Origin of the sequence: Paenibacillus selenitireducens (assembly GCF_002021565.1) — a bacterium.
Classification (GTDB): domain Bacteria; phylum Bacillota; class Bacilli; order Paenibacillales; family Paenibacillaceae; genus Paenibacillus_K; species Paenibacillus_K selenitireducens.
In genome coordinates this window covers 736,864-757,030 of sequence record NZ_MSZX01000001.1, presented here as the reverse complement: position 1 = coordinate 757,030, position 20,167 = coordinate 736,864, and the positions used below count along the sequence as shown (strand labels likewise).

Below are 20,167 nucleotides of genomic sequence, written 5' to 3'. Positions count from 1 at the left end.
TGGAAAATTCATGAACTAAATTTTAATCAGTATAGCAAATAATCTGTAGAAGAAGAATGGACTAAATTGCAGATCATTTGTATTTTTGAAGATTAGGATTCATCCTTTCTCATCTTGGAACTATCGACAGTTTGGTTGAAACTAGGGCGTTCTTTCATTTTAAGCACCGGTCGGCGGATAATAATATTCAACATCGCCTTTGCATTAAATGGTATGAACGGCCAGAGGTAGGGTGAATTGTACGAACGATGAAGCACCAACATAACAATGATCAAAGTCGACCCCACGATCAAGCCAGGTCCTCCGAAAATCGCAACAAGGATGAGTAAGAACAGCCGTACAATCCGATTTGCCAGAGACAACTCGTAACTAGGCGTAGCGAACAATCCGATTGCAGCCACAGCCATATAAAGGATCACCTCATTTACGAACAATCCAGCCTTTACAGCAACATCACCAAGCAAGATGGCAGCCATTAAGCCAATCGCAGTTGCAAGTGGCGTCGGCGTATGGATTGCAGCCATTCTCATCAAATCGACCCCAAGTTCTGCGATGATAAATTGAACTAATAGCGGCAATTTACTTGCTTTCTGAGCGCCGATGAAATATAAAGCTTGGGGCTTGAACTCTGGATGCGTAGCAAGCAAGAGCCACATCGGAAGTACGAACAACGAAGCGAAGATCCCGATAAACCTTACAAGTCGCAAATAGGTGCCCACGAAAGCCGTCTCACGATTTTCCTCCGCATGCTGACACAAATCAAAAAATGTCGTCGGCAAGATCATCACCGATGGTGAAGTATCTACAAAAATGACGATATTTCCGTCCAGCAAATGAGCTGCTACACTATCTGGTCGCTCGGAGTAACGAACTAGCGGATATGGATTCCAGCCTTTATTGATAATTGCTTCCTCTAATTGTTTGTCCGCGAGCGGCAGACCATCGATATCGAGTGCTTTGATCTTCTTGCGCACTGCCTCCACATCACGTGAATTCGTGATATCATCGATATATGCAATCGCCACATCTGTGCGAGTTCTCCGCCCTACCTGGATTAATTCATATTTCAACCCGGGATCCCGCAGCCGTCGACGCACAAGTGTTACATTGGTTAACAAGGTCTCGGTAAATCCATCGCGAGCTCCCCGTACGACCCGTTCCAATGAGGGCTCTTCTGGTCCCCTACCTGGGAAATTCTTCACATCCATCACGATAGCTGTTGATTCATGCTCCATAAAGAATGCGCTGCTTCCGGCAAGGACTTTATTAATCACCTGACTCATCTTATTCACTTTCTCGACTTGAATGTGCGGAATATAGCATTCAAAAAATGCCTTTACGGCATTTGTATTCAGCTGATCTGGCACCAAAAAGGTTAAGCGCTCGAGAATCAGCGTCATGACCTCATCCTTGGCAAAGCCGTTCAAATAGAAAAGACCCGTCCGCCGGCTGCCAAACGTCATTTCTCGAAATATGACATCGAAGCTCCGCTCTAAGCCAGCGACTTCAACTAATGTTTTCTTGATTTCTTCTAGTTTCTTATGAATGTTATCATTTTTCTGCCAATAAATGACGGCCTCCTCCACGGTGTTGGAGACTTCTTCCTGTATCTTCTTAAGATCAATCTCTGCAGAAGGACTCTGTATTTCATGCTCAAATTGTTGGCCGCCCTGCGATTGCCCGCCTTGACCTTGAGTGTCTTCCCGATGTTGATCTGGGTTCCCTTGATTCTGCATATTTTGCTTGTATTGTTCGACGGCATCTTTATCAAGAAGATTTAATGCTTCATTAGGGGTTTCTCGTTCACCCGGTGTATTATTATTCGTCTGCATGATCTCACTCCTTTTGTCTGATTATGTAGTGTTCTAATGATAAATAAGCCAATCAAATAGCGACCCCGTTACTTTTCCGAGAATCATCGCCATTAACAAACCGAACATATATTGTACAATCCGCAACCTTTTGGCCAAAATGGGTAGAACATTCAACACCTCTGTCAAAGCTGCGGCTAGAAGACCCGTAAATATCCCATGGAACAGACCGATTCCCGTGGACAAAACAGGCGTAAACCACATGCTCCACAACTTCCAGTTCCAGAAATCCGCAATGGTCCAATATAACGCGCCACACACCATGGCACCTTCGATCCAATGGACTTTATCATAGGAACCCGTTAATTGTGCCAATCTTGGAATAATGTCTAATACAATGAACAAGGCAACCAACCCACCGCCGACAGCTATCCCTCCCGCAAGCCCGATGAACAGGCTACAACATACGACGAAAGCATTAATCACGTGCCTCACCTTTCTTCTGCAATAACCGGTCATATTCTTCCGATACGACAAAATGGTTCAAGTTCTCCTGATAGAGGAATATTTCGAGTTCCAGCGGTGTAGGTTCCTCATTAAATTTCTTCTTGAAAATATGATTAAAAAACACCACCATACCAAACCCTATGCCAATTGAATAAGCAATCTGGAACAAATAGGGATGTTCATCAGGCTCGCCAGATATTAATTCCACAATCCGCTGCTGAACTTCCAACATACTTACATCCGCATGGAAATTCATGATCGCAAGACCAGAACCGAAAAATAACAGCAGCCATACCAGAATAAATAACACGATACTTGGTTTCTTCGGATTGGAGACAATATGGACAAGCACATGCGGCTCTCCAAAATGTTGGATGTTCATATTCGGCTCCAATCGCTGGATAGCACCTACAACGCGCAACATATCAATCAATATGATGTTGCCGTCCTTCGCCTTGGGCTCATACAGCACAAGCTTAGAAAGTCGTTCTTTCCACACCGGATCGATGAGGAGTTCGGCGATATGTCCCAATGTAATGGGTTTACCTTTATGTAGTTGCACACGTCTTCGAAGACGTAAATATAACGTGGGGGTTTGTCGAATTTCCATCCAAAAGTCTCCCTCCTTTTTTCGGATTCCGTTCCATTTGTACGCTTAGTATGGGAAAAGATGTTGAAATCTAGTCAACTGTTCTGTTGCATGGTTCCTAAAAATGTATTATAGTATATGCATAGATACTCATATATTCATTAAAGGCGGTGTACCTCATGAATGAACCCAAAAATCCGATCGATGAAAATCCGAATGAGAAGTCAACTCGATGCGTGGATTTGGACGATGAAACGTTATTCATGGTCTCTCAAACCTTCAAGGCACTTTCCGATACAACACGCATTCGGATTTTACATTTATTGTCTCAACGCGAATGCGCTGTTAATGAGATTGCAGAAGAACTCTCTCTCATGCAATCCACGGTGTCTCATCAATTACGGTTTCTTAAAAATTTACGGCTTGTAAAGTTTCGGCGTGCAGGAACAACTCTCTACTATTCACAGGATGATCAGCACGTGGTGGACTTACTGGCACAAGCCATCCATCATGCTTGTCACGATTAACTTTATGGAAAAGAGGTGTGGGTTATGGAACAGCAATATCGAATAAGGGGTCTGAGTTGCGCGAATTGCACGCGTGAGATGGAAGAAGAGATTCGGAAGCTTGAACACGGAGAACATGCAACCTTAAGCTATAATAGCGCGAAGTTAACCATAAGTCCTGACGTATCGATTGAGCAAGTAGAACGGATACTGCGTCGAGATGGAGCCAGATTAGAACGAATATCTACACCGCAGCCTAGCGAACATGCACATCATCATGACCGAGACCAACATCACGAGCACAGTTCTACCCATTCACATGACCATGCGGCTGCCAAGTCTCAAGATCATCATTCACATGACCATGCGCATGATCACGGTCATGATCACGCGCATGAAGGAGGCAGCCGTCTCCCATTGATCTTAATCACATCCGCCGTGTTATTCGGAATCGGAGTCCTCTGGGGGAACAACCTTGGCAATATACTTACCATTTCACTGTTCATCATTGCCATCGTATTAAGCGGCTATAGTACATTCATGCAAGGCGCACGTAACTTACTGAAGTTAAAGTTCAATATTGATACCCTCATGACGATTGCACTGGTTGGTGCCGTTGCGATCGGTGAATGGAAAGAAGCAACGCTTGTAGCGATCCTGTTCGGTGTGAATGAATGGTTGGAAGGATTCGGGATGGAAAAAGCGCGGCGTTCCATGGAATCATTGCTTCAAGTCGCACCGAAGCAAGCCACACGCATTCAGAATGGCGTGGAATCCATCATTGCTATACATGAATTACAGGCTAACGATGTTGTACTCGTACGGTCAGGAGAGAAGATCCCTTCAGACGGGACGATCGTTGACGGGCATAGCTCGGTGAATGAAGCAGCGATTACAGGTGAATCGTTACCTGTAGATAAGACCCAAGGAGATCATGTCTTTGGCGGCAGCATTAATAATGAAGGTGTCTTAAAAGTACGTATTGAAAAAGCGTACGAGGACTCCTCTCTTGCTCGCATTCTACATCTCGTCGAAGAAGCTCAAGAAACGAAAACGCCAACGGAATTGTTCATCAATCGATTCTCGACGTATTATACGCCGGCCATTATCTTGATTGCTATCCTTGTGATGCTCGTGCCGCCTCTACTGTCTGGTGCAAGCTGGTCTGAATGGTTCTATCAAGGCCTAGCTGTCTTAATTGTCGGATGTCCATGTGCCTTGATTCTCTCGTCTCCGATTGCTATCGTTGCTGGTATCACCCGCAACGCCCGCAACGGAATCTTAATCAAAGGCGGCGTCCATTTGGAGCAGCTCGGTAAAATCAGTATGCTCGCTTTCGACAAAACCGGAACGCTTACGAAAGGCGAGCCCCATGTTGAGAAAGCCGTCGTCTATGATCAAGTACGATTCTATCAAGCGGCTGCGGCGATGGAGAAATCTTCATCCCACCCGTTAGCCAAGGCCATCATGAATTATCTTGAACCCGAACAAGTAACGATTATAGAACCCGATTCCATACAGACGATTGCCGGTCAAGGTATCATCGCGCATGTGAACGGTACAAAATATAAGCTGGGGAACGAAAAAAGCATGTCCTACATGCAAATTCCTGCTCAAGTTCAGCAGGATATCGATAATCTCAAGCATGAAGGTTTAACACTCGTGCTTATCGCAGACGAGTCCCAAATTTTAGGCATGTTCGGCATTGCAGATGAAATTCGGCCGGAGAGTCGTGAAGTCATATCCGATCTGCATCAAATCGGCATTCGCCGAGCCATCATGTTAACGGGTGACCATGAACGGACGGCTACAAAAGTGGCGCAAGCGGTAGGTGTCGATGAAGTCTACGCTGGTTTAATGCCAGAGGATAAAGTCGATAAGGTGAAATTCTTAGCTCAGCAAGGACATATCGCCATGATCGGTGACGGGATTAACGATGCGCCAGCTCTTGCCTCTGCACATCTTGGGATTGCAATGGGTAAAGGTACCGATAGTGCGATTGAAACGGCTGATATTGTGCTCATGCAGGATCATCTCGGCAAATTACCTGAATCCATTCGGATCGCTCGTCAAGTAAATCGTACGATCCGAACGAATATCATCTTTGCACTTGGGCTCAAAATTGCAGCATTATTGCTAACGATTCCTGGCTGGCTTACGTTATGGTTCGCCATTCTATCCGATATGGGCGCTACCATTCTTGTTACCTTGTTAAGCTTAACGGTCTTAATTGGCGGAAGAAAAAAGTAAAGCAACACAAAAAAGCTGTCTTGCAACATGGTTATCCATGTGTCAAGACAGCTTTTTTTAGCATCGCTACTGAGCAATCTGCTCTTTGATCAACGCTAATATTTTTTTCTCCAACCTAGATACCTGAACTTGAGATATCCCAAGACGACTTGCCACTTCGGACTGGGTTTGATCTCGGTAATATCGCAGGTATACAATAAGCCGCTCACGCTCCGATAACCCTCCGATCGCATCGTTCAGCGCTAACTTATCGAACCATTTCTCTTGCGACTCGTCCGCAATTTGGTCCATCAGTGTAATCGGGTCTCCGTCATTCTCGAATACGGTCTCATGAATCGAGGTAGGCGGCTTGTTCGCTTCCTGTGCAAAGACAACATCCTCAGGGGCAATCCCCAGCGCTTCTGCCACTTCCTTGACCGTTGGCAGCCGATTCAACGTCTTCGACAGCTCGTCCTTCATCTTCCTCACTTTGTTCGCGAGTTCTTTCAAGGAACGACTTACCTTCAACGTACCATCATCACGTAAAAACCGCTGAATTTCCCCAATAATCATAGGAACCGCATACGTCGAAAATTTAACATCGTACGATAAATCGAACTTATCTACCGATTTTAACAACCCGATACAACCGATTTGAAACAAATCTTCTGTCTCGTATCCTCGATTCATGAATCGCTGCACGACGGACCAGACAAGTCGAATATTACAATTTACCAGCGTATCTCGCGCAATCGTGTCACCGCTTTGGCTAAGCGCAATCAGACGTTTGACTTCCGTATCATCAAGATAGCTTTGCGAAGTTTTCTTCAAATCGACATCCATAGGTCCAACCCCTAATTATAAAGAGCTTTCTTAGATTCAATCCGCTTCTTCATACGGATATGCGTGCCTGACCCTAGGTTGCTAACGACTTCAAACTCGTCCATGAAATTTTCCATAATCGTAAAGCCCATTCCTGAACGTTCCAGCTCAGGCTTCGACGTATACAATGGCTGCTTCGCTAACTCCAAATCTTCAATCCCGTTTCCTTTATCTTCAATGGTAATTGTGACAATCTCCTCTTCAATACGAGCCGTGATGGTAACCACGCCGTTCGGATCGTTATCATAACCGTGAATAATACAATTGGTTACCGCTTCAGATACAACGGTTTTCAAATCCGTTAGCTCATCCATCGTTGGATCTAACTGCGTCACGAACGCTGCCACGGCGACACGGGCAAATGCTTCGTTCTCCGAACGACTTGCAAATTGTAATGTCATGAAATTCCCGTCATGATCGCTGATCTGCTCTAATTTCTCACTCATTAGGATACGACCTCCAATTCTGAAAGCGCTGTTCGCTCGTTCTCGTAGATCGCCAATATTTTGAACAGCCCAGATAATTCAAACAGACGATGAACCGATGGGTTCACATGACACACAACCATTTTACCGCCTAGACTTTTAATGACTTTATATCGTCCAAGGATGACACCGAGACCGGAGCTATCCATAAACGTCAAATCTTCCAAACTAAGTACTAAATGTTCTGCTCTACCACGTTGAATAGCTTCATCCATCTTGGTGCGAACAGCCTCTGCCGTATGATGATCCAATTCTCCGCGAAGACGCACAATCAGCACGCGACGGTGATGCTCAAGCTCCACTTGTAAATTCATTAAGCTTATTCTCCTCCCGGTTTGCACATTGGTTTCTCCGTTGATTTCTACATCGAGAAAACCAATTCCTGCCTACCGACAAAACTAGAAGAAACACGCTATTAATCTACAAAAAACAACTTTGAGCATGTACGCTTGAATAATGTCCACCATCCGGCTTGATGAATTGTCTCAGAAGCTTCCAGATTGAACTCTTTCAATACTTGGTCCCCTTGATAGACAACGAGCTTCCCAATGTTATCCCCGGCTTGAATTGGCGCCTTGATGTTCTTCGGAACTACAAGTTCATGACGTATCTGTTCTGAAGTCGAATTGCCTTTACGCAATAACACGCTATACTGCTGCTTCGCAACGATAGGCAGCTCGGCAACCGTTCCCTTCTCAACCTTTACCGTACCAATCGGATCACCTGACTTGAATATCGGATGGTTCATATATTGGGAAAATGCATAATCGAACATCTGTGTCACTTCTTGATTTCGTGTCTTCGTGTTCGGTTCTCCCATCACGACAGCGATCATCCGAAGCGAATCGCGTTTGGCCGTGCCGGATAAGCAATATTTCGCTTCCGAGGTATAACCGGTTTTTAACCCGTCAGCTCCGGAATAGAAACGAACGAGCTTATTCGTATTGACAAGCCAGAATGGCTTCGTTGAATCTTTGCGCAAATAATCTTGATAAGATCCCGTATATTTGGTGATGCCGTTATACTTCAGAAGCTCTTGCGACATCAGCGCGATGTCATGTGCAGACGTATAATGATCCGCTACAGGCAGCCCGTTACAGTTACTGAAATGTGTATCTTTCATGCCCAACTCTTTTGCTTTGTTGTTCATCATTTGTACGAACGATTCTTCCGTTCCGGCAATTTTCTCTGCTACCGCCACCGACGCGTCATTTCCTGATGCCATAGCAATGCCTTTCAGCATTTCGTCTACGGTCATCACTTCACCCTGCTCAAGAAATATCTGCGATCCACCCATTGAAGCTGCATATTCACTCGTCTGTACAGGATCCGTCAGCTTCAGCTTTCCTTGATCAATGGCTTCCATGACAAGTACCATCGTCATAATCTTCGTTATACTCGCCGGTGGCAACCGATCATGGCTCTTCTTCTCAAAAATAACCGTCCCTGTATCCGCGTCCATTAAAACAGCCGATTTCGCATTTGCTGCCAAGTCTCCTACCGCTGAAGACGGCTCCGTTGCAGGTGCTTTCGGCTCAGCATAGGCTGTCCATGGTACAGCAATACTGCTTACAAGAAGGATACATACCCAAGTCAATAATCCTTTTCTCAAATTGCATTCCCCTCCTAAAGTGATCGACCAGCACAAAACGGACAGACTTGCATGTGAGTCGTGCTGCTTCTCAACAGTGTTGGCTATAATTATGGAAAATATTCCATTGCTTTTGGTCCATTTTAGTGTTATAGTATTTAAATCACCGCAATTTCATATTTCCTCACGTAAGTTCCTCTGGAAAGTTCGAAATACTAAACGTATTACAACCCACTATGTTTCGTATCATCTTTTCTGAAATGAATTTCATGACTGTAAAATGGATCTAAATCACACTGGCGCGGTCTTCGGAGCCGCAAGGATGGAAGAGAGGTAGGGCTTTCGTTGTTTTAGTTTGACCATGTAATTTTAAACATTAGGAACCAAAATACGCTATATGAACAAAAAAAAGATCCGATACGCGCAAGGGCTGCTTGCATCGTACGGATCTTTTTCAGTTACGCGAAGTTTATGGAATGGGAAGCCACTGGTTAGGATTGCCCCGCTCATGCAGACGTCCATCTACGGCTTCTTGTTTCACTTGTCGAAGCCAATGTAACTCAAGCATCGAATGATCATAATAACTCCGGAAAATATATAATTCAGAGAGCGTTTCGGTGGCAAGCGCATCGTTATACATCTGTTTCATCACATGCATTCGAGCTTCCGTAAGCGCGATGTGACGCTGAAGCTTCTCAATAAAAGCATCCTGTCCCGTATAACTGCCGAATGTAAGCACGCCGCAGATCGGTTTTACAATCGTGGAAGGTTTGCTCATTTCCTTGAGAATCAGATCTTTCAGCAAGGCTTTACCGCTCTCCGTGATTCGGTAGATCGTCTTATCGGGACGATTTCTGTCTTTTAAGATCTCAACGACTTCGATGCAGCCATCATTGCGCAGTTGGTCAATCGCGTAATACAGCGACCCCTCTTGAACCTTCATATAGAACTGCATCGAAGTTTCTTTCATGCGTTGCTTCAACTCATACGGATGGCTGTTCGACTCCATCAGAAGGCCGAGAATGGCCAGCTTCATCGACATGGTCGTCACCTTCTTTACTGCTGCCGCTCTTTGCTTTACCAGGAATCTCTAACCGAGAATTCCCCATCAGCCAAATGAATATCGCTGCCAGGATCGCAATGACAATGGACCACTGGAATACATATGCAATGGAATCCGCAAGGGAAGAAAGTAATTGATGAAGCGCGTCTTTAGGTATAACCTGACGAACTTCCGGCTGCAGTAATCCTCGACCATCTCCTAATTGGGAGGCAAAAGCAGGATCGATTTTATTCTGAATCAAATCTTGCAAATGTCGAGATTGTAACGTTCCATAAATCGTTACGCCGATAGCAGCACCGATCGTACGGAAGAACGTATTCAGGGAGTTCACAGATCCCCGTTGATGGAATGGAATGCCGGTTAATGCGGCAATGGGAATCACAGAGAACGAAGCACCAATTCCAAGTCCCATGACAACCATATAGATTGTAATTAATGTTTTACTCGTATCAATCGAGATCGTACTCAGTAAAATGGTCGAGATAATAACCAATACCACCGAGACACTTAAAATTGCTCTGAACGAGACTTTACCAACAAAACGTCCCCCCATAATACTGCTAAAGACGTTCCCTAACATCAGAGGCATCAGCACAAGACCGGCATTCGTCGCCGAACCTTCGAATACGCCTTGAATAAATAATGGAATATACGTGGCTCCTGCAATCATTAACGCACCATAGAAGAATCCAATCGCCATACAAGATCTGAATAATTTGTTCTTGAACAGATCCAGAGGAATGATCGGATCTTTGGCTACTTTCTGCTGCCACAAGAACAACGCTAACAGAACTACAAAGGCTGTGAACAATCCGATGATTTTCCAAGATCCCCAAGCATACCCTTCTTTGCCGCCAAGTTCGAGTCCGAACATCAAGCAAAGAATCGTCGTAATCATCAACACGGTACCCAACCAATTGATTTGCTGCTTGCGGTGGTCCTTCGTCTCATGATAAGCGAGCAGGATAATAAAAAATGCTACAATACCGAGCGGCAAATTGATATAGAAAATCCATGTCCAATTTACATAATCGGTAAAGAAAGACCCGACTAGCGGACCGACAACCCCGGACAAACCGAATACGGCTCCGAATAATCCTTGCATTTTTCCGCGTTTTTCTGCGGGAAAGATATCAAATACAATCGTGAAAATAATGGGCATTAGCGCCCCGCCGCCAATCCCTTGAATCGCACGGTATATGATCAATTGCGTCATATCCTGTGCCATTCCACATAGGGCTGAACCGCCCATAAATACGACGAGTCCGAACAAGAAAAAGATTTTCCGTCCGAACATATCCGATAATTTACCAAAAATCGGCATACCGGCAACACTTGCAATCATATAGGCAGAGAATACCCACACGAACTTATCTAGACCGCCTAACTCCTTCACAATCGTTGGCATGGCCGTCGATACAATCGTCTGGTCTAATGCAGCAAGCAATAAAGCAAGCATCAGACCCGTAACAATCAGGGCTTGATTCCCTTTTTTTGGCTGAACCGACATGGTTTTGTTCCTCACTTTTCCAATAATATACTTGTACCATACCTCAGTATACTCAAATTTGAGTATTTAACAAGTGTTTTGTTTTTCATTGGAAAGGAACTGGAAGACACGTTTAGAAGCGTTGTACGCCATTTTTGGTCACAATCGCATATACAAGCGGTTTCGGTTCGGCAGGTTGCGAAGCGATTTGATAAGCTTCTCGTACGCGATCCATAGCCGTAGACACCTTACCAGCATCATCACCATTAACGTGGAGATCCGCGATAGGTTCTCCCACTTTGACCTGCTCCCCGATTTTTTTGCGCAATACGATACCTACGGATAAATCGATGACCGATTCTTTTGTTTCACGACCCGCGCCAATCGTCATGGCCGCGATACCGATTTCCTCCGCTTGGATCGCCGTAACATAACCCTCTTGCGTTGCCGTAACTTCTACGACCTTAGAGGCTGTCGGTAATTTCTCAGGGTGATCAATCTGCGAGGCATCCCCGTTCTGCGCTTTGACCATTTCTTTGAGCTTCGTCAGCGCTGAGCCGTCACGAATCAATTGCTCTAGAATTTGGCGCGCTTCAACTTCATCTTTTGCTTTGCCCCCCAATACCACCATGTGAGATCCTAAAATTAACGTGAGTTCTTCAAGATCTTGAGGTCCTTCCCCACGCAACGTTTCGATCGCTTCCTTCACTTCAAGAGCATTCCCGATCCCGAGGCCTAAAGGTTGATCCATATCACTGATGATGGCAATTGTATTACGTCCAACCTCGGTACCGATATCTACCATAGCCTGCGCGAGCGCGATCGAATCCTCCAATGTTTTCATAAATGCCCCGCTGCCTGTCTTTACATCCAACACGATGGCATCTGCACCAGCTGCAATCTTCTTGCTCATCACAGAGCTCGCAATTAATGGAATGCTCTCAACTGTAGCCGTCACATCACGCAATCCGTAGAGCTTCTTATCCGCCGGCGTGATGTTACCGCTCTGACTAATAACGGCTGCACCGATTTGATTCACTTGGGCAAAAAATTGCTCTCTCGTTAATTCAACCGAGAATCCTGTTATCGCTTCCAGCTTATCAATCGTGCCCCCGGTATGACCTAATCCCCGACCAGACATCTTGGCCACGGGAACGCCTGCCGCCGCAACAAGCGGTGCAAGCGCGATCGTTGTCTTATCGCCCACGCCGCCTGTGGAATGCTTGTCTACTTTGATTCCAGCAACAGGGCTAAGATCTATCGTATCCCCGGATTTCGCCATCTCTAGCGTTAAATCCGCCGTCTCACGGGCATTCATTCCTTGAAAGTAGACAGCCATAGCCCAGGCTGACATTTGATAATCTGGAACCTTCCCGTCACTATAACCGCGTACGATAAATGCGATTTCCTCTGTCGTTAATTCGTGTCCATCTCTTTTTTTCTGAATGATATCGATTGCTCTCATCACATAGCCTCCCTGGCATGATAAAATTATGAATTATGGCGAATTTGTGAACAAATGGTTTATTCTGGCTTTTATCGATTAGATTGCCCCAAAACTGGTCAATACTAAATAATAATTTTTAAAAAGGAGTGATTTCCATGGAAGTTCAAATGAATGCGGACGATGTCATCAACCAAATTAGACAATTGCACGCAAGTGGTGAGTCATTGAACAAGAAAAGTGTCAAAAAATCACATCCCGAGCTGATGCAGAATGCACTCTACTATTATCCAAGCTGGGATCATGCCCTACAAAAAACAGGCATAAGCTAAACCGGCACAACAACAACAACAACAACATATCAAGACTTTGTCACTCACATAATCATGGCAAAAGAACCGGCTGGACTTACTTGGTAAGCTGTCGGTTCTTTTTTTGTGCCCATCCCAATGCGCATTAGATCTGCGGGATGAGTGCCAGCACGAGCCGTAAAAATTTATCTTTGACACGTTCCGTCGTCTCCATGACTTCCTCATGGGACAGGGGCTGATCTAGAATTCCTGCCGCCATGTTGCTGATACACGAGATACCAAGCACTTGAAGACCCGCATGACGAGCTACAATGACCTCGGACACGGTAGACATCCCCACGGCATCTGCACCGAGAACACGAAGCATCCGGATCTCTGCAGGAGTCTCATAATTCGGTCCCAGCAATCCAGCATACACGCCTTCTTGCAAAGGGATTTGATGAGCGGCCGCCGTTTCTTGGGCTATCGTGCGAAGACGGCGTGTATAAGCATCCGACATGTCCGGGAAGCGTGCACCTAACTTCGAATCGTTCGGGCCTGTCAGCGGGTTGCTGCCTGTCAAATTCAAATGATCTTGAATCAGCATTAAATCCCCCGGTTGATAGGCGGTATTCACACCGCCTGCCGCATTCGTTACAAGCAAGGTCGTAACCCCAAGCGCCTTCATGACACGCACAGGAAATGCAGTCACTTGCGCTCCGTATCCTTCATACATGTGGAAGCGTCCCTTCATCATCACGACCGTACGCCCCTCAATTTCCCCAATGAGAAGCTCTCCAGCATGTCCCTCCACGGTCGACACAGGGAAGTGAGGAATATCCCCATAAGGGATCGTCACGCCATTCTGAATCAATTCCGCCAGGATACCCAGGCCTGATCCCAGAATTAATCCGATGTCCGGCTTTGTCGTAATTTGGGATTCAATATACTTCGCTGCCTCTTGAATCATGTCATGCGTTAATACCTTCGACATTCGCTCTCTCTCCTCATGATTACTCGAATCCACTTCCCATTCTTATTTCAATTGCGATAAGAAGCTGGTTCCGTGATACGGTGCCGTAACCTCGAAATTATCGGCAATGGTTGCTGCCAGATCCGCATAGGTCGCGCGAACACCAATCGTATCCGGATGCTTCAACGAAGGACTATACATCAGAACAGGGACATATTCGCGCGTATGGTCGGTACCTGCATGGATCGGATCGTTACCGTGATCCGCTGTAATGACGAGCAAATCCTCATCACCGATGCGCCGCATGATCTCCGGCAGCTGTCGATCAAATGCTTCTAAGGCGCGTCCATAGCCTTCCGGATCCCGGCGATGACCGTACAGGGAATCGAAATCAACCAAATTCGTAAAGATCAAACCTTCAAAGGATTGATCCAGATCTTCCATGGTCTTCTCAACCCCATCGTCATTACTTTTCGTCGATTTCGATGAGGTAATGCCTTCTCCTGTAAAGATATCGTTGATTTTACCGACAGATCGAACCTCGTAGCCAGCCTCCTTCAAGGCAATCAGAACGGTTGGTTCCGGCGGCTTAACCGCATAGTCATGCCGATTTGGCGTGCGTTTAAATGCACCTGGCTGGCCTACATAAGGCCGCGCGATGACACGGCCAACGGAGAATCTCGGATCCATCGTTAATCGGCGTGCGATCTCACAAGCTCGGTATAACTCGTCTAACGGGATGACATCCTCATGCGCAGCGATTTGAAGCACGCTATCCCCCGAGGTATATACAATCCAAGCCCCTGTCTTCATTTGTTCTTCGCCGAACTCCACTAAGATTTCGGTCCCTGAGGCTGGCTTATTGGCTAGTACCTTGCGGCCTGTCTCTTCTTCAAAAGCCGAGATTAATTCCGGCGGAAAACCGTCAGGATATGTATTGAACGGGGTATTAATTTTCAGCCCCATCAATTCCCAATGCCCTGTCATCGTATCTTTCCCGACGGATACCTCAGCCATTTTACCGTAATAAGCTTTCGGGTGATCCACGGGTTTAACCTTGCCTAACGGCGCAATGTTGCCTAGTCCAAGCTCCGCTAGATGTGGAAGCTCGATATCCTGCTTGCGTTCAATAATATGGCCGAGCGTATGGGAGCCCGTATCTCCAAATTCCGCAGCATCCGGCAATTCACCGATGCCAACGCTATCCAATACGATGACGCAAATGCGTTTGAATGTTTTGGGAGTAGCCAATCGTCTCATTCCTTTCTGTCGTCTCCATCACGTCATACGTGCTCGCGGATGAGCTCGCTCGTAGACGTCTTTCATGCTTCGTTTCATGGCCAAAGTATAAATCTGTGTTGTTGAAATATCCGCATGTCCAAGCATTTCCTGAACGGAACGCAGATCAGCCCCATTCTCGATCAGATGGGCAGCGAACGAATGTCGCAAGGTATGGGGGGTGATTTCATGCTCTATTTCGGCTTCTCGCGCATATTTTTTAATAATTTTCCAGAAGCCCTGCCGGGTTAATCTCGTTGATAATTGATTGACGAATAGCGCCGTCTCTTCAACGCGATCTTTAAGCAATTTCACCCGTGCATCCTTCATATATTCTGCTAAACAGGTGGCTGCAATTCGTCCGAGCGGAATAATCCGTTCCTTCCCATTGCCGCCGATACACCGTATAAAACCAAGATCCAAATGAATGTGATCCACATCCAAGGAGATGAGTTCCGATACGCGAATCCCTGTAGCATACAGCACCTCAAGCATTGCTTTATCCCGAGTGCCCTGTTGTGACGCCGTTGAAGGAGCATTTAACAGTCTCTCAATTTCCGCAACAGATAATACATACGGAGCTTTTTTCTCCAACTTAGGCGCTTCCATATCCATGGAAGGATCTTGTGTAATGGATTGCTGCCGAACAAGATAGTGAAAAAAAGAACGTATGGATACAATGCTTCTGGATAATGTTGAAGGCGCACGCCCTAACTGCTTCACATGGTATATATATTGAGCAATATCAGTCTTCTTTATGGCTTGCACTTCATGAATTTGCCGATTGTCATCCATGAACGTGATGAACTGCGTTATATCCCGTTCATAAGATTCCAGCGTGTTGCGTGACAATCCTTTTTCCTCAGAGAGAAAATGTATAAAGGCTCGCAGATGTTTGTTCATTCAATCAAGCTCCCTTATCATTCATCTCTACAATGATTCAACAAGCGGGTGCCATTTTCCTGCCTCGGTTCTCCGAATCACTCGCCATACCAGAAGAACAACTTTAACTGATCCGTGAACGAGTCATTCTCCATATCGATGATCGTATTTTGATGGAAGACTTTGACCGCCTTGCCGTGAGGCTCGCGGTAACGATCAACAGGGGTGATCCAATCCGAGAATAACCCTAAGATTTGCACCAGAAAATAGGTTAGTGCCAAGAACAATATTAAAAAGCGCAGCCGTTCCATCCACTTGCGTACCGACACAATCATCCTGCCACCTGCTTTATCAGAGAGTCTTTACCTAGAGATTATGACTCGTCCCTGAAATTTATGATGATTCAATAGGTCGAATGCGGATAGAACAGCTGCGTATTACATATTTAAAGGTGCAAAAGGCTTGTTAACCGCTTCTGCGACAGCCCTGTGCGTAACTTGGCCTCCATATGTGTTCACACCGAGCAGCAAGGCCGTATTATCATGTATCGCAGAGGCAACGCCTTTATTTGCCAACTCTAGCGCATAAGGCAATGTCACGTTCGTCAGCGCAAACGTCGAAGTACGGGGAACCGCACCAGGCATATTCGCAACCGCATAGTGTACGATGCCATATTTCTCATATACCGGTTGATCATGTGTCGTAACGCGATCTATGGTCTCAATGGAGCCCCCTTGATCTACCGCTACATCGACAATGACTGCGCCCTTCTTCATCGTCTGAACCATGGCATCTGTCACAAGACGCGGCGCGCGTGCACCAGGAATCAAGACCGAACCAATCAGTAAGTCAGCTTGTTTGACGGCTTCGCCAATATTATGCGGATTCGACATTAAGGTGCGTAAACGTCCACCAAATAAATCATCCAAATATCGCATCCGGTCAGCACTTCGTTCAATAATCGTCACGTTCGCGCCAAGTCCAATCGCCATTTTAGCCGCATTGGTTCCGACGATTCCACCGCCTAGAATGACAACTTCACCGACAGGCACACCAGGAACACCTCCTAGAAGCACGCCGCGTCCGCCAAAGTAAGCTTCTAAAAAATGGGCTCCCACTTGAACAGACATTCGTCCTGCGACTTCGCTCATCGGGGTGAGCAGCGGAAGACTTCCGTTAGGCAATTGAATTGTCTCATAAGCAATGCCTGTGACATTCTTCTCCAATAATGCATCGGTCAACCCGCCGGCAGCAGCAAGGTGCAAATAAGTGAATAAGATCTGATTTTCCTTGAACAGTCCGTATTCTTCAGGCAACGGTTCCTTGACTTTCATGATCATACTGGACTGCTTCCAAACCTCTTCGGCAGACAGGAGTACCGCACCTGCGGTTTCGTATTCTTTATCGGTAAACCCGCTTCCCATACCTGCTCCACGTTCCACGAGAACTTGATGACCATAGCTTTTTAATAACGCAGCTCCGCCTGGGACGAGGGCAACACGCAATTCATTATTTTTAATTTCTTTAGGTACTCCAATAATCATAGATAGACCTCCTTTAAGGTGTATGTAACCTATTTCTTGTTCGAGAAGAGATGCACCCCGCATCATTCGTCCACATACGATAGAACTAGTCACTAGTCTAGTCATTCGTTGAAAAAGGTGGAGATCATTAGCATGGGAAAATGGCTCTCAACGCTCACCGCGGCCATCGATTCAAAATCCACGAAGCGAAGCCAGCGGAAAATTATCATTTTTAAAGACAATAAGAGCTATCATCAGTGTGTGCGATTTTTGAAAAACAAAAACATCACCCCTCTCAAACAAGTTAAATCCGCACGTATGGTGTGTATTCACATCAAGAGTGAAAAGCATGTTCATGAAATATCAAAACATCCAAGCATTCACCGAGTCGAAACGGATATCGCTGTGAAGGCTCATGGAGGTTCTCCCAAAAGAAGCGTTTATGCATCGTCGCCGAAACTGAACATTCCATGGGGGATTCGCCGGATCCGCGCCCCAAAAGTATGGCCCATATCCTTAGGTGAAGGGGTTCGAATCGGAATCATCGATACGGGTATTGGTCCCAATCACGATGTCAAGGTTTTTGGAGGCATCAATACCATCAATCGCCAGAGATCTTTCCGGGATAACAACGGTCACGGGACGTTTGTGGCGGGTGTTGCAGCCGCGCGAGGAAATTCAGGGACGATTGCGGGTGCTGCTCCTCTTGCCAAGCTGTATGCGGTGAAGGCATTGGATGTGTTCGGGAACGGGTTCGTATCCGACATCATTGAAGGCATTGAATGGTGTATACAACATCGTATGCATGTCATTAATATGAGTCTCGGCTTAAATCAACATAGTTCTGCGCTTCAGCAATCGATCCGTAAAGCCTATCGCAAAGGAATTGTAATCGTGGCATCTGCCGGCAACAACGGAAGCATGTCCGGCGGGATCGATGAGCCTGCTAAATATCCAGAGGTGATCGCCGTTGCCTCCTCGAATATTCGGAACCAAATTTCAAATTTCAGCAGCCGCGGCAAAGGCATAGATATTACGGCACCAGGTGAAAATATTCGCTCGCTGCGAGTCGGTAAAGGAACTGCGATTGAATCCGGCACCTCCTTCTCCTCCCCGCATGCCGCAGGAAGCACGGCGCTCCTCTTGCATCTGCAGCCTAACCTGACGCCAAGACTTGTTCGCCATTTGCTTACTTCAACAGCTGTGAAGCTCAAAGGAATCCCGAAAACCGCGCAGGGTCACGGCTTGCTTCAAGTAAACCGTGCTGCCTTTAAATTATCGACGCGCAGGAAAAAAGGAAAACTTTAACACATTCTCTGGTTAAAGCGCGAACAAAAAAAGCTCTTATACCTCATTTATAGGTATAAGAGCTTTCATGTTAGGATTCCGTCCCTTTATTCTTTTCCTTCGCTTTGCACCGATAACAAATCCCTTGGAAATCAAGCCGATGATCTATAACCGTGAAATTGAATTCTTTCTCCAAACGTTCTTCGAGTGGTCCAAGCCAATCCTCACGAATTTCATCCATCGCTCCACATTGCACACAAATTAAATGATGATGGTGATGTTTGTTGCTATCCGTACGCAAATCGTACCGAGCAACGCCATCGCCAAAATTTAATTTTTCAACAACATGCAGTTCACTAAGCAACTCAAGGGTTCGATATACGGTGGCCAATCCGATTTCAGGCGCTTTATCTTTAACAAGCATAAATACATCTTCCGCACTCAGATGGTCGTCCTCATTCTCTAACAAAACCCGAACCGTCGCTTCGCGCTGCGGGGTTAGCTTGTAGCCTTGCGATTGTAGCTGCTGCTTTATTTTATCGATCCGCTCTTCCATCAATAGCCCCCCTTTACACCTTACCGCATGCCTTTTCATTGCTTTCATTATAGGGGGATTCAGCGAATAAAGTCAATTCATTTGCTAGATTCAGTGCTTCAAAGCAACTTCTGGAAGCATGGGAGCAACCCACTGCATCAGTGTCGGGGATACCCAGGTCTCGAATGCCGCAATGCCCAACAATACCACCGCCATGGTTGTCGTTAACGTCATATAAGTCAGGAACGGCTGCTTCATCGTGAAGTTCCTCTTCATCATAACGCGGCTGCGGATCATGTACAGCGAAAACGAGATGGCTGCGACACTCACGATGAATAACACGGGGATGGCGATCATGTTCTGCGGAGCAATGGAAGCCAAGGCGAACAATAAGCCTTTCCAAGAGAACTGTCCTGCGAGCAATCCAACCGTGAATCCGATCAATACGCCTTTAATAAAATCCAATACAAGAATAAATGGCAGTCCGACCACGGACAAGCCTAAGATCCATATCAGAGCAACCCACTTCAGATAATCAAATGCACTCTGCCAAAAGGTCTGTACATGGGCTGAAGTTGTCTTGCTATCCATCGTATGAATAAAATTCCCCACATAGCTGCTTAATTCTTGCTGCTGCTCTAATGAAAGTGCATTAACCATCAAAGCGCCGAATACAACCCCAACAATAAACAATACGGCAACAAAAACATATAAGTTCATCTGATCTCGAAACGTCTGGCGTATGAGCTGCACCACTCTAGATTCCCTCCCTTGTCTCCTGCAACAACTAACTACTAATAGAT

The 20,167-nt window shown here is 46.0% G+C and carries 21 protein-coding genes; 4 read left to right on the top strand and 17 right to left on the bottom strand.

Annotated elements, in window-relative coordinates; all coding sequences use genetic code 11:
* Positions 1 to 92: 92 nt before the first annotated feature.
* The 3 genes from BVG16_RS03505 to BVG16_RS03495 form a co-directional block, all read right to left on the bottom strand.
* Positions 93 to 1,736, bottom strand: coding sequence for a spore germination protein (locus BVG16_RS03505; protein ID WP_078497286.1), 1,644 nt, complete (start codon positions 1,734 to 1,736; stop codon positions 93 to 95).
* 129 nt (positions 1,737 to 1,865) lie between these two features.
* Positions 1,866 to 2,330 (bottom strand): stage V sporulation protein AB, encoded by a 465-nt coding sequence (locus BVG16_RS03500; RefSeq protein ID WP_078497123.1) that lies wholly within the window; start codon positions 2,328 to 2,330, stop codon positions 1,866 to 1,868.
* Positions 2,290 to 2,928, bottom strand: coding sequence for a stage V sporulation protein AA (locus tag BVG16_RS03495; protein WP_078497122.1), 639 nt, complete (start codon positions 2,926 to 2,928; stop codon positions 2,290 to 2,292). The genes BVG16_RS03500 and BVG16_RS03495 overlap by 41 nt, the downstream gene beginning before the upstream one ends.
* 158 nt (positions 2,929 to 3,086) lie before the next feature.
* On the opposite strand from BVG16_RS03495, the gene BVG16_RS03490 reads away from it, so the two are divergent.
* Both BVG16_RS03490 and BVG16_RS03485 read left to right on the top strand, forming a co-directional pair.
* The gene (locus BVG16_RS03490; protein WP_078497121.1) at positions 3,087 to 3,434 is read left to right on the top strand and encodes an ArsR/SmtB family transcription factor; all 348 of its coding nucleotides are present in this window, start codon (positions 3,087 to 3,089) and stop codon (positions 3,432 to 3,434) included.
* A gap of 24 nt (positions 3,435 to 3,458) precedes the next feature.
* Entirely contained in the window at positions 3,459 to 5,663 is a 2,205-nt protein-coding gene (locus BVG16_RS03485) for a heavy metal translocating P-type ATPase (RefSeq protein WP_078497120.1), read from the top strand.
* A gap of 66 nt (positions 5,664 to 5,729) precedes the next feature.
* Here the strand turns inward: BVG16_RS03485 and sigF are convergent, their stop codons facing one another.
* The 7 genes from sigF to BVG16_RS03450 form a co-directional block, all read right to left on the bottom strand.
* Positions 5,730 to 6,485 carry an RNA polymerase sporulation sigma factor SigF gene (sigF, locus tag BVG16_RS03480; protein ID WP_078497119.1) on the bottom strand — a complete coding sequence of 252 codons (756 nt, stop codon included), beginning with the start codon at positions 6,483 to 6,485 and terminating at the stop codon, positions 5,730 to 5,732.
* An 11-nt stretch (positions 6,486 to 6,496) separates the two neighbouring features.
* A complete protein-coding gene (gene spoIIAB / locus BVG16_RS03475; protein WP_078497118.1) occupies positions 6,497 to 6,970 on the bottom strand; it encodes an anti-sigma F factor in 474 nt (157 codons plus the stop codon).
* Positions 6,970 to 7,323 (bottom strand): anti-sigma F factor antagonist, encoded by a 354-nt coding sequence (gene spoIIAA, locus BVG16_RS03470; RefSeq protein ID WP_078497117.1) that lies wholly within the window; start codon positions 7,321 to 7,323, stop codon positions 6,970 to 6,972. Before spoIIAA ends, spoIIAB begins: the two co-directional genes overlap by 1 nt.
* A gap of 101 nt (positions 7,324 to 7,424) precedes the next feature.
* Positions 7,425 to 8,621 carry a D-alanyl-D-alanine carboxypeptidase family protein gene (locus BVG16_RS03465; RefSeq protein WP_078497116.1) on the bottom strand — a complete coding sequence of 399 codons (1,197 nt, stop codon included), beginning with the start codon at positions 8,619 to 8,621 and terminating at the stop codon, positions 7,425 to 7,427.
* Positions 8,622 to 9,069: 448 nt separating this feature from the next.
* Positions 9,070 to 9,642: a PadR family transcriptional regulator gene (locus BVG16_RS03460; protein WP_078497115.1), complete on the bottom strand. Its 573-nt coding sequence runs from the start codon at positions 9,640 to 9,642 to the stop codon at positions 9,070 to 9,072.
* Complete coding sequence (locus BVG16_RS03455; RefSeq protein ID WP_078497114.1) at positions 9,584 to 11,173, bottom strand: MDR family MFS transporter; 1,590 nt, start codon at positions 11,171 to 11,173, stop codon at positions 9,584 to 9,586. Before BVG16_RS03455 ends, BVG16_RS03460 begins: the two co-directional genes overlap by 59 nt.
* Positions 11,174 to 11,285: 112 nt before the next feature.
* Positions 11,286 to 12,617, bottom strand: coding sequence for a pyrimidine-nucleoside phosphorylase (locus tag BVG16_RS03450; RefSeq protein WP_078497113.1), 1,332 nt, complete (start codon positions 12,615 to 12,617; stop codon positions 11,286 to 11,288).
* A 137-nt stretch (positions 12,618 to 12,754) separates the two neighbouring features.
* Here BVG16_RS03450 and BVG16_RS32700 point away from each other — a divergent pair, with 137 nt between their 5' ends.
* Positions 12,755 to 12,928, top strand: a complete 174-nt coding sequence (locus BVG16_RS32700; protein WP_158081612.1) for a hypothetical protein — start codon at positions 12,755 to 12,757, stop codon at positions 12,926 to 12,928.
* 124 nt (positions 12,929 to 13,052) lie between these two features.
* Here BVG16_RS32700 and BVG16_RS03445 read toward each other — a convergent pair whose 3' ends face one another.
* The 5 genes from BVG16_RS03445 to ald all read right to left on the bottom strand — a co-directional run bounded on the left by BVG16_RS03445 (position 13,053) and on the right by ald (position 17,563).
* Complete coding sequence (locus tag BVG16_RS03445) at positions 13,053 to 13,880, bottom strand: purine-nucleoside phosphorylase (RefSeq protein ID WP_078497112.1); 828 nt, start codon at positions 13,878 to 13,880, stop codon at positions 13,053 to 13,055.
* Positions 13,881 to 13,922: 42 nt separating this feature from the next.
* On the bottom strand, positions 13,923 to 15,119 hold the full coding sequence (gene deoB, locus BVG16_RS03440; protein ID WP_078497111.1) for a phosphopentomutase: 1,197 nt from the start codon (positions 15,117 to 15,119) through the stop codon (positions 13,923 to 13,925).
* 18 nt (positions 15,120 to 15,137) lie between these two features.
* Positions 15,138 to 16,040: a site-specific tyrosine recombinase XerD gene (gene xerD / locus BVG16_RS03435; RefSeq protein ID WP_078497110.1), complete on the bottom strand. Its 903-nt coding sequence runs from the start codon at positions 16,038 to 16,040 to the stop codon at positions 15,138 to 15,140.
* A 77-nt stretch (positions 16,041 to 16,117) separates the two neighbouring features.
* Entirely contained in the window at positions 16,118 to 16,354 is a 237-nt protein-coding gene (locus tag BVG16_RS03430; RefSeq protein WP_078497109.1) for a DUF4227 family protein, read from the bottom strand.
* 102 nt (positions 16,355 to 16,456) lie between these two features.
* Positions 16,457 to 17,563, bottom strand: a complete 1,107-nt coding sequence (gene ald / locus BVG16_RS03425; protein ID WP_078497108.1) for an alanine dehydrogenase — start codon at positions 17,561 to 17,563, stop codon at positions 16,457 to 16,459.
* 132 nt (positions 17,564 to 17,695) lie between these two features.
* Between ald and BVG16_RS03420 the strand changes: the two genes are divergently transcribed.
* On the top strand, positions 17,696 to 18,850 hold the full coding sequence (locus BVG16_RS03420; protein ID WP_078497107.1) for a S8 family peptidase: 1,155 nt from the start codon (positions 17,696 to 17,698) through the stop codon (positions 18,848 to 18,850).
* Between the two features lie 70 nt (positions 18,851 to 18,920).
* Here the strand turns inward: BVG16_RS03420 and fur are convergent, their stop codons facing one another.
* Positions 18,921 to 19,385 carry a ferric iron uptake transcriptional regulator gene (gene fur, locus BVG16_RS03415; protein ID WP_078497106.1) on the bottom strand — a complete coding sequence of 155 codons (465 nt, stop codon included), beginning with the start codon at positions 19,383 to 19,385 and terminating at the stop codon, positions 18,921 to 18,923.
* A 90-nt stretch (positions 19,386 to 19,475) separates the two neighbouring features.
* Positions 19,476 to 20,117, bottom strand: a complete 642-nt coding sequence (spoIIM, locus tag BVG16_RS03410; RefSeq protein ID WP_078497285.1) for a stage II sporulation protein M — start codon at positions 20,115 to 20,117, stop codon at positions 19,476 to 19,478.
* Between the last annotated feature and the right edge of the window lie 50 nt (positions 20,118 to 20,167).

Bases quoted from the DNA above. Each gene is read 5' to 3' on its own strand.
- BVG16_RS03505 (WP_078497286.1), bottom strand. From the start codon at position 1,736: ATGCAGAATCAAGGGAACCCAGATCAACATCGGGAAGACACTCAAGGT.
- BVG16_RS03500 (WP_078497123.1), bottom strand. From the start codon at position 2,330: ATGACCGGTTATTGCAGAAGAAAGGTGAGGCACGTGATTAATGCTTTC.
- BVG16_RS03495 (WP_078497122.1), bottom strand. From the start codon at position 2,928: ATGGAAATTCGACAAACCCCCACGTTATATTTACGTCTTCGAAGACGT.
- BVG16_RS03490 (WP_078497121.1), top strand. From the start codon at position 3,087: ATGAATGAACCCAAAAATCCGATCGATGAAAATCCGAATGAGAAGTCA.
- BVG16_RS03485 (WP_078497120.1), top strand. From the start codon at position 3,459: ATGGAACAGCAATATCGAATAAGGGGTCTGAGTTGCGCGAATTGCACG.
- sigF (WP_078497119.1), bottom strand. From the start codon at position 6,485: ATGGATGTCGATTTGAAGAAAACTTCGCAAAGCTATCTTGATGATACG.
- spoIIAB (WP_078497118.1), bottom strand. From the start codon at position 6,970: ATGAGTGAGAAATTAGAGCAGATCAGCGATCATGACGGGAATTTCATG.
- spoIIAA (WP_078497117.1), bottom strand. From the start codon at position 7,323: ATGAATTTACAAGTGGAGCTTGAGCATCACCGTCGCGTGCTGATTGTG.
- BVG16_RS03460 (WP_078497115.1), bottom strand. From the start codon at position 9,642: ATGTCGATGAAGCTGGCCATTCTCGGCCTTCTGATGGAGTCGAACAGC.
- BVG16_RS03455 (WP_078497114.1), bottom strand. From the start codon at position 11,173: ATGTCGGTTCAGCCAAAAAAAGGGAATCAAGCCCTGATTGTTACGGGT.
- BVG16_RS03450 (WP_078497113.1), bottom strand. From the start codon at position 12,617: ATGAGAGCAATCGATATCATTCAGAAAAAAAGAGATGGACACGAATTA.
- BVG16_RS32700 (WP_158081612.1), top strand. From the start codon at position 12,755: ATGGAAGTTCAAATGAATGCGGACGATGTCATCAACCAAATTAGACAA.
- BVG16_RS03445 (WP_078497112.1), bottom strand. From the start codon at position 13,880: ATGTCGAAGGTATTAACGCATGACATGATTCAAGAGGCAGCGAAGTAT.
- deoB (WP_078497111.1), bottom strand. From the start codon at position 15,119: ATGAGACGATTGGCTACTCCCAAAACATTCAAACGCATTTGCGTCATC.
- xerD (WP_078497110.1), bottom strand. From the start codon at position 16,040: ATGAACAAACATCTGCGAGCCTTTATACATTTTCTCTCTGAGGAAAAA.
- BVG16_RS03430 (WP_078497109.1), bottom strand. From the start codon at position 16,354: ATGATTGTGTCGGTACGCAAGTGGATGGAACGGCTGCGCTTTTTAATA.
- ald (WP_078497108.1), bottom strand. From the start codon at position 17,563: ATGATTATTGGAGTACCTAAAGAAATTAAAAATAATGAATTGCGTGTT.
- BVG16_RS03420 (WP_078497107.1), top strand. From the start codon at position 17,696: ATGGGAAAATGGCTCTCAACGCTCACCGCGGCCATCGATTCAAAATCC.
- fur (WP_078497106.1), bottom strand. From the start codon at position 19,385: ATGGAAGAGCGGATCGATAAAATAAAGCAGCAGCTACAATCGCAAGGC.